9 protein-coding genes, 1 tRNA gene and 1 pseudogene are annotated in these 15509 nt (G+C 68.1%); 1 reads left to right on the forward strand and 10 read right to left on the reverse strand.

Features of this window, described 5'->3' with window-relative positions; genetic code table 11:
• Positions 1-148: 148 nt before the first annotated feature.
• The 6 genes from ABZZ17_RS03075 to ABZZ17_RS03100 form a co-directional block, all read right to left on the reverse strand.
• Positions 149-3247 carry a DEAD/DEAH box helicase family protein gene (locus tag ABZZ17_RS03075; protein WP_356871335.1) on the reverse strand — a complete coding sequence of 1033 codons (3099 nt, stop codon included), beginning with the start codon at positions 3245-3247 and terminating at the stop codon, positions 149-151.
• A 6-nt stretch (positions 3248-3253) separates the two neighbouring features.
• Positions 3254-4525 carry a restriction endonuclease subunit S gene (locus ABZZ17_RS03080; RefSeq protein WP_356871337.1) on the reverse strand — a complete coding sequence of 424 codons (1272 nt, stop codon included), beginning with the start codon at positions 4523-4525 and terminating at the stop codon, positions 3254-3256.
• On the reverse strand, positions 4522-6501 hold the full coding sequence (locus ABZZ17_RS03085; RefSeq protein WP_356871339.1) for a class I SAM-dependent DNA methyltransferase: 1980 nt from the start codon (positions 6499-6501) through the stop codon (positions 4522-4524). The genes ABZZ17_RS03080 and ABZZ17_RS03085 overlap by 4 nt, the downstream gene beginning before the upstream one ends.
• Positions 6502-6783: 282 nt before the next feature.
• Positions 6784-7296 (reverse strand): NUDIX hydrolase, encoded by a 513-nt coding sequence (locus ABZZ17_RS03090; RefSeq protein WP_356871341.1) that lies wholly within the window; start codon positions 7294-7296, stop codon positions 6784-6786.
• Between the two features lie 198 nt (positions 7297-7494).
• The gene (locus tag ABZZ17_RS03095) at positions 7495-7848 is read right to left on the reverse strand and encodes a hypothetical protein (protein ID WP_356871343.1); all 354 of its coding nucleotides are present in this window, start codon (positions 7846-7848) and stop codon (positions 7495-7497) included.
• A gap of 76 nt (positions 7849-7924) precedes the next feature.
• Positions 7925-8461 (reverse strand): hypothetical protein, encoded by a 537-nt coding sequence (locus ABZZ17_RS03100; protein ID WP_356871345.1) that lies wholly within the window; start codon positions 8459-8461, stop codon positions 7925-7927.
• An 8-nt stretch (positions 8462-8469) separates the two neighbouring features.
• Here ABZZ17_RS03100 and ABZZ17_RS03105 point away from each other — a divergent pair.
• A pseudogene (locus tag ABZZ17_RS03105) lies at positions 8470-8766 on the forward strand (hypothetical protein); the annotation flags it as partial.
• A 56-nt stretch (positions 8767-8822) separates the two neighbouring features.
• On the opposite strand, the gene ABZZ17_RS03110 reads toward ABZZ17_RS03105, so the two are convergent.
• From ABZZ17_RS03110 to tmk, 4 genes are all read right to left on the reverse strand, one after another.
• A tRNA-Thr gene (locus tag ABZZ17_RS03110) sits at positions 8823-8896 on the reverse strand.
• A 115-nt stretch (positions 8897-9011) separates the two neighbouring features.
• Entirely contained in the window at positions 9012-10544 is a 1533-nt protein-coding gene (locus ABZZ17_RS03115; RefSeq protein ID WP_356871347.1) for an alpha/beta hydrolase, read from the reverse strand.
• Between the two features lie 240 nt (positions 10545-10784).
• Positions 10785-11996, reverse strand: coding sequence for a DNA polymerase III subunit delta' (locus tag ABZZ17_RS03120; protein WP_356871349.1), 1212 nt, complete (start codon positions 11994-11996; stop codon positions 10785-10787).
• 198 nt (positions 11997-12194) lie between these two features.
• The gene (tmk, locus tag ABZZ17_RS03125; protein ID WP_356871351.1) at positions 12195-15470 is read right to left on the reverse strand and encodes a dTMP kinase; all 3276 of its coding nucleotides are present in this window, start codon (positions 15468-15470) and stop codon (positions 12195-12197) included.
• Positions 15471-15509: the final 39 nt, after the last annotated feature.

Below are 15509 nucleotides of genomic sequence, written 5' to 3' on the forward strand. Positions count from 1 at the left end.
GAGCCCTGTCCGCCCACTCACCACTCGCGTGTCCGGCCGCGCCGGCCAGCAACTCCCACCTGCTCAGAGCAGGGATTGCCTCCCACCACCGGGGGTGGTCCAGCTTGCCAGCACCGCCGATTTGAGACATCCGGCACTTCCCTGGCCATCAGCTGGACTCAGCCTCGACATCCAGTCGCACACCGTGGAATGCGCCAGCAATGATGCTGTCCAGGCCCTTACCATCGCCGACTACCTCAGCCACGACCTTGCCCAGCTCCCCGGGAGCAGCGAGCAGCATGTCCAGGATGCGATCGCGAACCTTCTCGGACTTCAGGAAGTTCTCCAGGCTGTTTTCCAATGCTCGCGACCTCAGAACCTCGTCGGACTTCGCAGCGTTGATCACGAGGGCCATCACGCCAGCGACCGCCGACTCCGACAGGTCGTCAAACAGGTTGTTAAGGGTGTCGATGACTTCCAGCAGCGGGACCATCTTGGGGTCCTTGACCCTGGCCGTACCCAGCGCGCTGGGGCCTGAGAGGTTGTCGCCCTTCTTGGTGACCGAAGCGTTCGTGGCCCCCTTGTCCTTCTGCTCGATCGCAACCAGTCGGGCGCTGGAGATATCAACCTCGTCATGGGCTCGGTCGGCCTTGATCCACTGAGCAAGCTCCCGACAGAAGGCGCAGAGGTCTTCCAGCGGTGAGCCGGAGTAGTCGTATACCTGGGACAGGAAGTCGTACAGGCGCACGAATGAGGACGTGTTCTTGCGAAACTGCTCGAGCCGTTCCACGGCCTGCGTATCCTCGTCGGCTTGGGCCTGAGCCCATGCCTGGGCGAACCGGTTCTGCGCCCGGCTCATTGCTGCGGTGATCTCGTTGCGATCACCGCGTTGGGCGCCCTGGACGAACTGAGTCACGTCCTGGGCATCAAAGATGCCGAAGGTTCGCAGCCCCATCGCCAGCACATGCAGCTGATTGGGGTCGGTCTCGGTCTCGATTTCGGCCTCTTCGTAGAACTGTGCGAACGCCGCCTGGATGTCCTTGGGCTCGTTCGTGAAGTCCAGGATGAACACCCGGTCCTTGACCATGCCGCCAGACCGGAAGGTGCGGTTTAGGCGTGAGAGCGTCTGCACTGCCTGGATGCCATCGAGACGCTTGTCGACATACATCGCGCACAGCAGTGGCTGGTCAAACCCCGTCTGGAATTTGTCCGCGGCTATCATCACGCGGTAGTTTGGCTCGGCGAACGCCTCGGCCAGGTCCGGGCCGGCACCCGGGTTCATCTTGGCCTCGGAGACCTCATCGTGGATGCCGTACTCCGGGTCATCGAGGGTGCCGGAGAACGCGACCAAGGTACCCAGGTCATAGCCCTTGGACTTGATGTGCTTGTCGATCGCCAACTTGTACCGCAGCGCGTGCTTGCGCTCGGAAGTGACGATCATAGCCTTGGCATGGCCGCCCAGCAGGCCGGCCACGTTGGCCCGGAAGTGCTCGACGATGATTTCGACCTTCTGAGCGATGTTCGTCGGGTGCAGCCGCACGAAACGCTTGAGGGCCTTGGCTGCGGCGGTCTCGTCGACGAGGTTGTCCTCCTCGTCGATGGAGACGTTGACCCCGTTCTTCTTGATCGCCTCGGCGATCTGGTAGACGGTCCCATAGCTCTGGTAACGCGGCAGAACATCCAGGATGAAGCCCTCCTGGATGGCCTGCTTCATCGAGTAGACGTCGAACGCGGACGGCTTCGCCTCAGGCGATACGCGGCGCCCGAACAGCTCGATGGTCTTGGCCTTCGGGGTAGCGGTGAACGCAAAGAACGACACGTTTGGAGTCGGCATGTCGGCCAGTGCGTTGATCGTGTCCTCGGCGTCCACCTCCACACCCTCGTCCAATTCCTGCCCACCGGAACGCAACACCTGACGAACCTTCTTGGCCGTTGCGCCGGCCTGAGAAGAGTGCGCCTCGTCCGCGATGACCGCGAAACGGTGGCCGGTCAGCGAATCCTCCTCGGAGAGGAGCTTGAGTACAGCTGGAAAGGTCTGGATGGTCACCACGACGATGCGGCGGCGGTCCTGTAGGGCCTTGAGCAGCGCACGGGACTTGGAGCCTTCGCCGGTGCGGGCCTTCTTGTCGACGTTGTAGACGTAGTCAGGCTTGCCTTCGATCTGCAAGATCGCCCGCTGCATCTGGTCATCCAGCACCGTGCGATCTGTGATCACTAGGACCGTGTCGAACGTCTTGCGGCCGGTTTGATCGTGCAGGTTCGACAGGTGGTGCGCTGTCCATCCGATGGTGTTCGTCTTGCCCGATCCTGCCGAGTGTTGGATCAAGAAACGGCCACCAACGCCTTCAGCTTCGATCTGGTCGATCATCCGCGAGACGGCCTTCCACTGGTGGAAGCGCGGGAAGATCACACTGGTTGACGTCTTGCGCTCACGTGTGATCGCGTTCGTGACGGCCTTGACGTCCACGAACAGCATGGACCCGAGGATCTCCAGCCAGGTGTCACGGGCCATGACCTGCTCCCACAAGTACGCGGTGGCCGGCCCGTCCTCGTTGACTGGGTTGCCCGCTCCCCCGTCGCTGCCCATGTTGAATGGGAGGAAGTGGGTGTTCTCACCCTCGAGGTGGGTCGTCATCCGAACCTCAGACTCGGTGACCACGAAGTGCACGAGCGCTCCGGTACCGAAGGCCAGCAGTGGCTCTCCCTTGGGATGGCGATCCTGGGCGTACTGCTTGACTGCAGCGTCGATGGACTGCTTGAAGTTGGTCTTCAACTCGAACGTGGCCACAGGGATGCCGTTGACGAACGCGACCAGGTCGATGCTGTCGTGTGGCGTCTGCCGGGAGTAATGCACTTGCCGCATGATCCGCAGGCGCACCTTGTCGTAAGCGGCCACGCGGGTGGCGTTCGTAGGGTCGGAGGGCCGCCACTGCACCATCTTCAGTTCGTCGCGCAGCCCAACTGGGACGTCCGATCGCAGCAGCTGGAGGGTCCCGCCCGGGCCGCCACCTCTGTTGTCGAGCGGCGTCGAGCGCAACTGCACGATCAGGTCCAGCAACGCCTGTTCTGCCTCTTGGGCCCGCGGGCCAGAACCGATGCCACGCTGCCACGCCTGTGGGTCCTGGTCCTGAAACCACCCGACGACATCATCCGGAAACAGGGCACGTTCGGCGTCGTACCCCTCGCCGTTGGGCGAATACAGCCACCCACTGGCAGCCAAGTACTCACAGATGCGCTTCTCGAACTCCGACTCGTACGTCAGGTCCACCAACGCTCAAACCTCCATCGGGATGTCCATCTGGCCGGTCACGGCCGCCGTGATGAGCGCCCTACGACGCTCCCTGGCGAGTTCGATGTGCCGCTGCGTCTTTGCGATCAAAGTGTCGATGTCTGCAATTTCAGCGTCCAGGCGTTTGAGGACGCGACACTGTTCAGCGATCTCGGGTACATCCATTGGGAGATTAATAATTTCATCCCTTGTGATGTTCAGCATCGATGAGCTCGCGCCAGTAGCATTCATCTCGATCAAGTCCCTGATTCGCCGGCTAGCCATCAGATAGGCGACATAACGCGGCAAAGCCTTGGACCCGTCGAGGGCAAGGGCGTAAAGCTTGTCGCTTAGCATCAGCCGCGGATAATCCCCAGATACCACTGCTGCGCTACCGACTAGGTCGCGAGTGTTAGCTCGCGAGACCACGAGATCGCCACGCCGCACAACGGTCGACGGTCGCGGCACCAGATCTTCTGGCAGTTCCTTATTTTCCTCCGGGCGGAATACCCCACGGTTGGCTGCCCCTGCCTTCAGAACTGCCCAGGTCTGGATACCATCACCAGGCCACGGAAGGCACTGCGGGCTCCAGCCCTGCCGAATGGACTGCACCAGGTGCTTCAGCCGTGTACCAGGCACCGCTGGCACGACCCCTGCAAGCTCATGCTCCACGACAGCTTGGCGTCGTTCCTGCAGCAGTCCAACGAACCGGTCCTGCGCAGCAATGAGCCTGTCAATCTCTCCCGTCTCGCGATCCAGATGATCAGCAATGAAGCGTTGCTCTGGACCGGAGGGAAGCGGTATGGGAATAGCGGCCAGCTTCTCGGCCGTCAGATGCGGCATGGAGACGACGTTGCAGTATCTCCGAATGAATCCAGTAGCACGGAGGGCGATCAGATAGTAGGCGAGAAATCTTCCATCGTTATCCCCGTTCGACCGGATGCGGTTAATCGAGTTCTGGAACCCCCACCCATCGAGGTCTCCACGGATGTACGCGGCACGTCCGAAGCCACCCTGTCCGCCCTCGACCACGACCACGTCGCCCTGGCGGAGGGTGAGGTCGCGCAGCTCTCGGGGCGAGAACCACATTTCTTTGACGTCATCCAACGCGAGGACACCATCAGGCTGGACGTTGGCCGCCCTCATGTACGCAGCAAGGACATCCTGGCCAGTGTCTTTTGTCTGCAGCATCTTGCCCAGAGTGACGCTACCCAGATGCTTAACCTGGCCGATTTCCCATGGCGGATTGGTGTCTCCCCAAGGAAGGGGGGTGCTCACTTGCTCTCCTCCACCTTGCGAAGCAGGCCGAGGATCTCCTGCAGGGAATCCTCGAGGTCAGCGTCGATCTCAGAAAGGCTTCGCGGGGGAACGTACTTGTAGAAGTGGCGAGGGAAAGGGATCTCGTAGCCCACCTTGGTCTTGGAGTAGTCAACCCAAGCGTCATCGAAGTGCGGCTTGACCTCCTTCGTGAAGTACGCCTTGGTAGTGGCGTCCTTAGCGTCATGGCCCTTGGCGTGCCCACCCCAGCCGAAGGGAACGATCTCAGAGTCACGAAGGGAGATGTCAGGCTCCGGCTCACCCTTGTTCTTGCCGGACTGGACACAGCAGATCTCGGCATTCTCGTCGCGCTCGCCGAGGGTCTGCCACAGCGCCTTGCGCTGCGCGGAGGTCAGGCCAATTCCGCAAGAACCGAAGTGCTTGCCCAAGTCATTGAGGAAGTCCTCGCGGTTGAGGTACTGGCCCCCGTTGAAAGACATCAGGGAATCGATGAGGCCGTCGATCTTGCCGAGGGTCTTGTGCTCAGCAACCAGGGCTACACGTTCGGGTGTGGTCTCGAAGTTCAGACGAAGGGGCCGCTCGACCGTGATCTGCCAGAAGGCGAAGTCTAGATTGTCGAAGATCTTGGATGTGTCCGAGGACTCCATGTCCGCATACTGTTGCAGCACCCTCTCGCGAGCGGCATCCCCAACTTCAACTCGCTTAGAGCCCACGGACTTACGCATCTTGACGCCCAGCGCAGTCGCATCGACAAGCTGTACTTTACCCTTACGCTCGGGGCGCTTGGCATTGTCGAAGATCCACAGATAGGTAGCGATGCCAGTGTTGTAGAACATGTCGTTCGGCAGCGCCACGATAGCTTCGATCAGATCGTTCTCTAGCAGCCATCCGCGGATCTCGCTGGAGCCGGACCCAGCGGCACCGGAGAACAGTGGCGAGCCGTTAAGGACGATGCCGGCTCGAGCACCGCCGTCCTCGCTGTCGGCCGGGTTCATCTTGGCGATGGCATGTTGCACGAAAAGCAGGGCCCCGTCCGAAGTGGGGGGAAGGCCAGCGCCGAAGCGACCACCGAAGCCCCTCTTGTGCTCCTGTTCTACAACCTCGGCATCGTTCTTCCAGTCCACGCCGTACGGCGGGTTGGACAGAATGTAGTTGAACGTATCGTCCGGGAACTTGTCCTTGACCAGGGTGTTGCCCAGCACGATGTTCTGGGGGTTCTGCCCCTTGGCCAGCAAGTCGGAACGGCACAGGGCGTAGGACTCGGGACGCAGCTCCTGCCCGTACAAGACAAGCTCGGCGTCAGGATTCATGCGGTGCAGGTGTTCCTCTGCCACGCTGAGCATGCCCCCGGTACCGACGGTGGGGTCATAGATACTGCGGATCGCTTCGCCGGACAAGCCGTCGTCATCCTCGGCAAAGAGCAGGTCGACCAGCAGGTTGATAGCGTCGCGTGGAGTGTAATGATCGCCGGACTCGGCGTTGGAGGACTCGAAGTCCATGTAGATGAGATGCTCGAACAGCTCGCCCATCTTGGAGTTCGGCACGGCATCGGGGGACAGATCGAGGTCGCGGAACTGGCGGACGATCGTGGGCAGGATGCCACCCTTCTTCATCCGGTCGATGTGCCGAGGCAAGTCGAAGTTCGTGAAAACGTCGATGTCTTTACTGAACCCGTACACGTATTCCAACAGGTCATCAACCATGTCCTTGCCGGAGTCATATACCGAGGCCAGGGTGTGTTCGGTCGTGTTGTAGAACTTCACGCCACCGGTGACAGACTTGATCATCTTAACGCGCACAGTCTCGTTCGACTGAGTGGCAATGAGCTCAGCGACCCGGGCGCGCTGGGGCGCCATCACGCACTCCAAACGGCGCAGGATCGTCATGGGCAGGATGACGTCACCGGCCTCATTGCGGGCATAGACGCCGCGCAGGGTGTCGGCGATTGCCCAGACGTCCTTCTTCAGGTCGACCACTTGTGTTTCCTTCCGGGCGCGAATGCACATGGGGCGCCCACTGAGGGCTGACCAGTGAGGTGCCAGCTCACAGTCGAAAATGTAGATGGTGCCATCGACAGGATCGAGGCCACTTAGGAGATATAGTGCGTTTTGGGTGAAAGGTGCATTCGAGTTGGGTACGCACCTGGCACTCCCTCGACATGAAGGAAGTCACATCGAGGGCGTACAGGCTGGCCGAGGCACCTTACGACGGTGCCGCAAACGAGGCAGCCAGCCCCTGTAGCGCGGCGCCGCGAAGCATCACACTTTGATCGCTCGCGGATCTGATCGGCCTGACCCCGTCGCTGGCATCTCGCCGTGCTCCAGGTAGGCAGTCAGACCCTTCCCTCGGACTTTGATGCCAGCAGCGATGCGGCGCGCGAGGCGGGGGATTGTGAGGTTGAGCACCTGGTCGGCGTCGTGGAAGTCGTAGCCGCGGAGCTCGCCCGCCTGCAGGGCGATCTGTCGGCGGTCGTCGGCACTCAGGCGGCCGCCGTCGAAGAGGTAGAGGACCTTGTCTCCCTCGCCGGGGTTCGGTGCCCAGTCGACGACGAGGAGGCGGCCGATGTGCGGTGCGATGCCGAGTTCCTCCTTGACCTCGCGCACACAGGCTTGCCGGGGCGACTCCCCCTCCTCGACGTAGCCACCTGGGATGTCGCGATAGTCCTTGTAGGACAGCTCGACGAGGAGGACTCGATCTTTTTCGTCGAAGAAGAGAGCGCCGGATGCCATGCGCGGGCGGGCCATCTTCGCTTCATGCTCGTTCTCGCTCACAGTTCGGACTCTAGCTGCCCGCGACAATGCCCAGTCTTCGGGCCAGGTCTGCCAGGGGATGGGCAGGCCAGCCCCGGGTCCCGCGTATCCAGCCGATAACCAGCTCCCGGCTCAGGTAGTGGTGGCGCACCTGTTCGGGTGCGGCCTGTTCCGCTTCCAGCAGGACGGCCAGGGCTTCGTCGGTACGGTTCCAGGAGCTCAGCGCCTGGCGGCTTCGAGGCTGTGGCGTACGCGCCGCTCCACGGGCAGGCCGGTCGTGTCGATTCGTGAGCCCAGGTCCGCGGCGACCTGGATGTCACCGAGTTCGCCGGCGGTGGCCACGCAGTGGATCGCTACGTTGGTCGGGCCGAAGGCCGTCCACATGTGGTTGGCGGCGGCGCCGACTCGTTGAGCGGTCTCGTTCGCCTCGCGGAGGAAGGTCTGCGTGGTCGCCCGGTCTTCTGCCCGTGCGTCGGCCATCGCACCGGTGAGGAACAGCGTGCCGTACACCGAGAGGTACTCGTCGTTGGCGTTGCCCAGCTCCGGCTGCATGACGGCTGCCGCGTCGTTCACCAGCTGGACCGCGGCCGTGAAGCGGCCGGTGGCCAGGAGGCAGTGCGTGACCGCGCGGAAGAGCGATCCCGTAACTTCAACTGCGGCCGCTGAGCTGCGCTGCTGCCAGACTGCGATCCGCGGCGATCCAAGCCAGCTCGGACACTCCGACCTTGCCCAGCACCATGGCGGCGCCGTGGTAGGCGAGAGTGAGCAGGGCGTGGGCCTCCTCCGCCTCGTGCCCCGAGTAGGCGCGGGACGCGGCGAGGGCATCGGCCAGGACAAGGGGGAGGCGTCGGGTGGCGAAGCCGTACCGAGATGTCTGGTAGGCATCGAGCACGTCGCCCACGTTGCCTCGAAGGTCCTGCAGGGTGGGCGGTTCCTCGCCGCTGGCGGCTCCGAGTAAAGGGGCGAGCTGCTTGTAGTCCATGAGTGTTTCCCGCAGCGCGGGAACCGTGCGGTGACCGCTGTCGGCCGACCACTTCACGAGGGCCGTCTCAGCAAGCAGGTCTCCAAGGGAGACGTCGAGGGCGTCGGCGAGTGAGGTGATCACCGAGAGGCGATCGAGTTCGATCCGATTGTTCTCCGCTTTGCTCAGCCAATCCGTGGTACGGCCGGAAAGGCCAGCCAGCACCTCTTGGGATCGTGTCGGACACGCTCGGCTACAGCGACACCCAGATCACGCGTGACATCTACCAGAGCGTGCTCCCCCACGTCGGCAAGAGCGCCGCCGAGGCCACAGCCAAGCTGGTCCCGCTCCAACGCAAGGCAGAGCAGGAGGAGCGGGTCCGTAAGGCCGCCAAGAAGGCCAAGCGGGCCGAGAAGGCGAAGGCCAAGGGGGAAGCAGAAGAGCAAGGCCAAGAAGGTCGCCAAGAAGGGCTGACGGCCCTCCGCTCACACACCGGGTTCCGAGTCCCAACCGGCGCACCCGCCGGCTGACCCCGGAAATAGCAAAAGCCCCAGGTCACGGCGAGTGAGTCCTGGGGCTTCTACAGAGCCGCCTTCGGGATTCGAACCCGAGACCTACGCATTACGAGTGCGTTGCTCTGGCCAACTGAGCTAAGGCGGCACCGCTGGAAAGACAAGAATTTCCTTGGAGGGAGGCTCTCATCAGCAGCGGCGCCAAGTCTACAGGGTTAAACCGGGTGCCCCGAACCGGGTCGGCGGGGCGGGGGCGGACGGGGTCAGCAGCGCTTCCCGTCCTTCGGGGGGACGCCCTGGAGGAGGTAGCGGTTGATCGCCGTGTCGATGCACTCGCTGCCCCGGCCGTACGCCGTGTGGCCGTCGCCGTCGTACGTCAGGAGGGTGCCCGAGTCGAGCTGGCCGGCCAGGGCCTGGGCCCACTTGTACGGGGTCGCGGGGTCGCGGGTCGTGCCGACCACCACGATGGGCGCGGCCCCCTTCGCGGGCAGCGCCTTCGCCTCGCCCGTGGCTTTCACCGGCCAGTACGCGCAGTTCAGCGAAGCCCAGGCCAGCCCCGCCCCGAACACGGGCGAGGCCTTCTCGAAGGAGGGGAGCGCGGCGTCGACGGCGTCCGGACCGGCGAAGGCGGCCGGCTGGTCGAGGCAGTTCACGGCGGCGTTCGCGAACATCAGGTTCGCGTACGTCCCGTCGGCCTCCCGCTCGTAGTAGCTGTCGGCGAGGGCCAGCAGCGCGGCGCCGTCGCCGTTCATGGCGTCGGTGAGGGCCTCGCGCAGTTGCGGCCAGGCGCTCTCGTCGTACAGGGCCGCGATCACTCCGGTCGTCGCGAGGGACTCGCCCAGCGGGCGGGAGGTGTCGCCGGTCGGGACGGGCTGGGCGTCGACCTTCCGGAAGAACTCCTTCAGGCGCTGCGCCACCGCGTCCGGATCGCCCTGGCCCAGCGGGCACGCGGCCTGCTTCGCGCAGTCCTTGGCGAAGGACCGGAAGGCGGTCTCGAAGCCGGCGGTCTGGTCCCGGTTGAGGTCGAGCGCGGGCCGGGAGGGGTCCATCGCGCCGTCCAGCACCAGCCGGCCGACCCGGTCCGGGAACAGGTCCGCGTACGTCGCACCGAGGAACGTGCCGTACGAGGCCCCCACGTAGTTCAGCTTCTGGTCGCCCAGCACCCCGCGCAGCAGGTCCATGTCGCGGGCGGCGTCGACGGTGGAGACGTGCGGCAGGATCCGCTGCGAGCGGGTCTGGCAGCCCGCGGCGAACTCCTTGAACGCGGCCACCAGCCGGGCCCGCTCCGCCTTGTCGTCGGGCGTCTGGTCCACCTGGGTGAACTTGTCCATCTGCGGGCCGGTCAGGCACTCGACGGGGCTGCTGCGGTCCACCCCGCGCGGGTCGAAGGAGACCATGTCGTACTGGGCGCGCACGGCGGCCGGGTACCCGATGCCCGCGTACGCCTGGAGGTAGCCGATGCCGGAACCGCCCGGTCCGCCCGGGTTGACCACCAGGGAGCCCAGCCGGTTGCCGGGCCCGGTGGCGGCGCGGCGGGCGACGGCGAGGTCGATGTCCTGGCCGGAGCCGGGGTTCCCGTAGTCCAGCGGCGCCTTCATCGTGGAGCACTGGAAGCCGGGCACTCCGCACTCCCGCCAGCTCAGCTTCTGCTCGTAGTACGGGCGCAGCCCGGCGGGGACCGAGGACGGCCCCGACGAGGCCGCCATCCCCGAACCACCGAAAGTGCACCCGGAGAGCAGCAGCCCGGCGGCTGCGATCACGGTCCCGGTGGTACGCAGCAGGCGCCTGGTGTCCATGCCAGGAGCCTACGGCCCGGGCCGGTCCGCCGTCGGGTCGTGCCGATCCGGGCAGCCGACGGCCGACCGGGGAGAGGCCGTCGCCCGCCCGGAGCGGCCCGTCCCGCGCAGGGCGCGCCGGATCGCTCGTACGGGTGAACCCCCGAGGTGAGCCGGACGGCGACGCGGGCCGTACGGACCGTCCGGACGGCCGTACCCGGCCCGTGAGCGGCGGCCCGCCGCCTCGTGCGCGGACCGGCGTCAGCCCGCGCGCAGCGCCATCGTCATGGCCTCGACGGCGAGGAGAGGCGCCACGTTCCGGTCGAGGGCGGTCCGGCAGGCGATGATCGCCTCGATGCGGCGCAGGGTGCGCTCGGGTCCCGAGGCGCGGGCGATCCGGTCGAGGTCCGGCCGTATCTCCTCGTTCGCGATGGCCAGGCCGGAGCCGAGCTGGAGGGCCAGCACGTCCCGGTAGAAGCCGGTCAGGTCGGTCAGCGCCAGGTCGAGGCTGTCGCGCTGGGTACGCGTGCGGCGGCGCTTCTGCCGGTCCTCGAGTTCCTTCATCACGCCCGCGGTGCCCCGCGGCATCCGGCTGCCCGCTCCGGCTCCGGCGCCGAGCGCCGCCCTCAGCTCCTCGGTCTCCTTGCCGTCGACCTCCTCCGCGACCTGCTTGGCGTCTTCGGCGGCGGCGTCGACGAGTTCCTGCGCGGCCTTGAGGCAGCCGCCCACGTCGTCCACGCGCAGCGGGAGCCTGAGCACGGCGGTGCGCCGGGTACGTGCGGCCTCGTCGGTGGCGAGCCGCCGGGCCCGCCCGATGTGGCCCTGGGTGGCGCGGGCGGCGGCTTCGGCGGCCGCGGGCTCGACGCCGTCGCGCCGCACCAGAAGGTCGGCCACCGCGGCCACGGACGGGGTGCGGAGCGTCAGGTGCCGGCAGCGGGACCGGATGGTGGGCAGCACGTCCTCCAGGGAGGGCGCGCACAGCAGCCACACCGTGCGCGGAGCGGGCTCCTCCACGGCCTTGAGCAGGACGTTCCCGGCGCCCTCGGTGAGCCGGTCCGCGTCTTCCAGGACGATGACCTGCCACCGTCCCACGGCCGGCGAGAGCTGCGCCCGGCGGACGAGGTCGCGGGTTTCCTTCACGCCGATGGACAGCAGGTCGGTGCGCACGATCTCCACGTCGGCGTGCGTACCGATCATGGTGGTGTGGCATCCGTCGCAGAACCCGCAGCCGGGTTCACCGCCGAGGGCCCGGTCGGGGCTGACGCACTGGAGCGCGGCGGCGAAGGCGCGGGCCGCCGTCGCCCGTCCGGACCCGGGAGGGCCGGTGAACAGCCAGGCGTGCGTCATCTTGGACGTGGGCGGTACGGGGGTGCCGGCCGAGGTGGCGGTGACCAGGGCGTCGGCGTCCCGGGCCGCGGCGGCCAGCTGCGCCTGCACGCGTTCCTGTCCCACCAGGTCGTCCCATACGGGCATCCCGCCCACCACCCTTCCCAGTCCGTCGTTGCGCGGGGTCCCTGCGACCCCTTCGACCCGAGCACCCGATTCCGGGCACCCGCTTCCAGGCGCCCGATTCCGGGCACGCGGTCCGAGCTCTCGCTCAGGGTGCCTGCCGGCCCCGCGCGCGCCGTTCCCATTGTGGCGCGCGCCACCGACAATCCCGGCCGCCCCCGGTCAGCGCCGACGGCGGCGGCCGGCCTCGTCTTCGCCCTCGTCGTCCCGGTGCGGCCCGAGCAGCTCGTCCGCCAGGGTCGGCAGATCGTCCATCGGGGTCGCCTCGGCCCAGTCGGAAGGCTCCCGGCGCGGCCGCCCGTCGTCCCCGACGACCGGGAGCTCGCGCGTCACGTCGTTCCCGGCGTCGCGGAAGATGCCGGGCGGGACCCGGTCGGCCGGGTTCTCCGGCGTCCGGCGGGCGGTCGGACGCGAGGCGGAGCCGGTCCGGCCCGCGGAAGCCTCCGGCGGCGCGGACGGGGTCCGCCGGGCCGGCGCCCCCTGAGCCTGCGCGGCACCCGAACGCCCGGACCCACCGGACGCACCCGTGTCACCGGAATCGCCCGGGCCGTCGGGCCGTACGGCCGGCAGCACCGCCGTCTCGTCCGAGGCTCCGGCCGCGCCCTGCCGCCGCTCCGGGTCGATCTTCGGCACGGGGACCGTCTGGGTCACGTCGTCCGGCCGGACCATCCGCCGGACCACCGGGGTCTCGACGGTGACCGCCTCGTCCGGCAGCGGCTCCTTGCGCATGCCGACCTTGCGCGCGGGCGCGGACGGCCCTGCGGGTTCGGAAGAAGCAGGAGCAGAAGGAGCAGCAGGAGCCGCGGGAGCAGCAGGAGCCGCCTGGGCAGCCGAAGCGGCCGCCGCAGCCGCGGCCGCCGAAGCCTCCGCCAGCCGACGCGCCTCCTCCGCCCTCAGCAGGGCCTCCTCGGCGCGCCGCTGCTTCTCCAGCCGCCGCTCCTCGGCCTCGGCCCGCAGCCGGACCTCCTCCGCTTCCTGCAGCCGCATCCGCTCCAGCTCGGCGGCGCGGGCCTTCGCCTCGGCCTCGGCGCGCAGCCGTTCGGCCTCGGCCCGGGCCTGGGCCTCCTCCTCGGCGCGCAGCCGCTCCTCCTCCGCCTTGCGGGCGGCCTCCTGCTCGGCCCTGATCCGGGCCTCTTCGGCCTCGCGGGCCAGCCGGGCTTCCTCCTCGGCCTTCAGTCGGGCCTCCTCCGCCTTGCGGGCGGCCTCGGCCTCGGCCTTGCGCCGGGCTTCCTCCTCCGCGAGCCGACGGGCCTCGATCTGCGCCGCCACCTCGGCCTCGGACAGCGGGAGCATCCGGTCCAGGCGGTGCCGTACGACGGTGGTCACCGAGCCCGGGTCCTGTCCCGCGTCGACGACCAGGTAGCGCCCGGGGTCGGCCGCGGCGAGCGTCAGGAATCCGGCGCGCACCCGCTGGTGGAACTCGGCGGGCTCCGACTCCAGCCGGTCGGGCGCCTCGGTGAAGCGCTCCCGCGCCGTCTCCGGCGACACGTCGAGCAGCACGGTCAGGTTCGGGACGAGTCCGCCCGTGGCCCAGCGGGAGATGCGGGCGATCTCGGTCGGGGCGAGGTCGCGGCCGGCGCCCTGGTAGGCCACGGAGGAGTCGATGTAGCGGTCGGAGATGACGATCGCGCCGCGCTCCAGCGCGGGCCGGACCACGGTGTCGACGTGCTCCGCGCGGTCGGCGGCGTACATCAGCGCCTCGGCGCGGTTCGACAGTCCGGCGGAGGACACGTCGAGCAGGATCGAACGGAGCCGCTTACCCACCGGCGTGGCTCCGGGCTCCCGGGTCACGACGACCTCGTGGCCCTTGCCCCGTATCCAGTCGGCGAGGGCCTCCGCCTGGGTGGACTTGCCGGCCCCGTCCCCGCCTTCGAGGGCGATGAAGAACCCGGTGGTGGAGGGGGCCTGTACCGGGTCCCCGCCGCGCAGCGCCTCGCGCAGGTCTCGGCGCAGCGGTACGCCGCCGCGGTCGTCGGCCTTGGCGAGGACCACCACGGCGACAGGCAGCAGGAGCGCGCCGACCAGCATCAGGGTGAAGGCGGCGCCGCCGTGCGAGAACACGAGCTCGCTGCCGACCAGCCGGTGCGGGCCGATGGCGGCGGCGAGCAGCGGGGCCGCGACCGCGCCGAGGGCCACGGCCACCCGGACCACGGCCTGGAGGTGCTCGGTGACCCGGGCCCGGCGGAACTCCTCGGTCTCCTGGTCGATCAGGGTGTGGCCGGTGTTGGCGGCCACCCCCGCGGCGGTCCCGGCGAGCAGGGCCAGGAACAGCACGGTGGCCGTGTCGGGGACGAGTCCGGCCAGCAGCAGCGCGAGTCCGGTCACGCCGGTGGCGAGGGCCAGCAGTCGGCGCCGGGACAGGGTGGGCAGCACCTTGCCGGCCTGGGTGGCGCGGATGCCGAGGCCGGTGCCGCCGACGAGGGCGAGTACCAGCAGGGCGTAGGTGGCCGGGCCGCCGCCGAGGTCGAAGGCCTGGAGTACGGCGACGGAGGCGGCGGAGGCGATCGCTCCGGCGACGGCCGCACAGGTCAGGACGAACAGCGGGATCGCTCCCGTACGCCCCTTCTCGGGCCGGTCGCCCGCCTTGGGGGCCCGCAGGCCCTCCAGCGGGGAGCGCGGCCGCGGGGTCTTGGTGGCGGGCAGGGCCAGCGGCAGCAGGAGCGAGACGGACGCGGCGAAGAGACCTGCGGCCACGTACGAGCCGAGGGCGGCCTGGTTGGCCGCGAACCAGTCCACGCCCAGCCCCAGCGCCCGCCCGACGAGGGTGGCGGCGAGCAGCGCCCCGGCCGCGACGGGCAGCGCCGCGAAGGCGGTGCGCAGCGTCAGCCGCCGCAGGGCGTCGAGGTGGTCCGGGAGCGGGCGTACGGTCGCCCCCTCGGGCGGCGGCTCCGGCAGCAGCGCGGGCGCGGCGCTCTCCTTGGCCAGGGTCCACACCCGCTCGGCGGCGCCGGAGACGAAGACGGTGGCGAGCAGCGCGGTCGTGGCCTGCCCGGGGATCCAGTCGAGCCAGAGCGGGGCGACGACGAACAGGCCGATGCGCAGCCCGTCGGCTCCGACCATGGTCCAGCGCCGGTCCAGCTTGCCTCCGGGGGCGGTGAGCTTGGCCAGCGGGCCGAGCAGCACCGCGCCGAACAGCACGGTGGCGAGGATCCGGACGCCGAAGACGGCGGCGACCGCGAAGGCCGCGCCCCGGTAGCCGTTGCCGAAGAGTTCTCCGGGGCCGGCGGAGACGGCCGCCTGGAGCGTCAGCAGCACCAGGACGAGCAGGGCGAGGGCGTCGCCGATGCCGCTCACCAGCTGCGCGCTCCACAGCCGGCGCAGTCTGGGGGTGCGCAGCAGGGCGCGCACCGCTCGCTCGCGGGAATCCGCGGCCAGGGCTTCGTCGTAGGCGGGGTTCTCGGAGGCGGTCACGACCGTTGGCTGCTCGGCTCGCGTCATCCGCCCAGCCTATCCGCTGTGCCTGGCCGGTGCGGTGGG

The organism is Streptomyces sp. NPDC006512 (genome assembly GCF_040611935.1).
GTDB lineage: Bacteria > Actinomycetota > Actinomycetes > Streptomycetales > Streptomycetaceae > Streptomyces.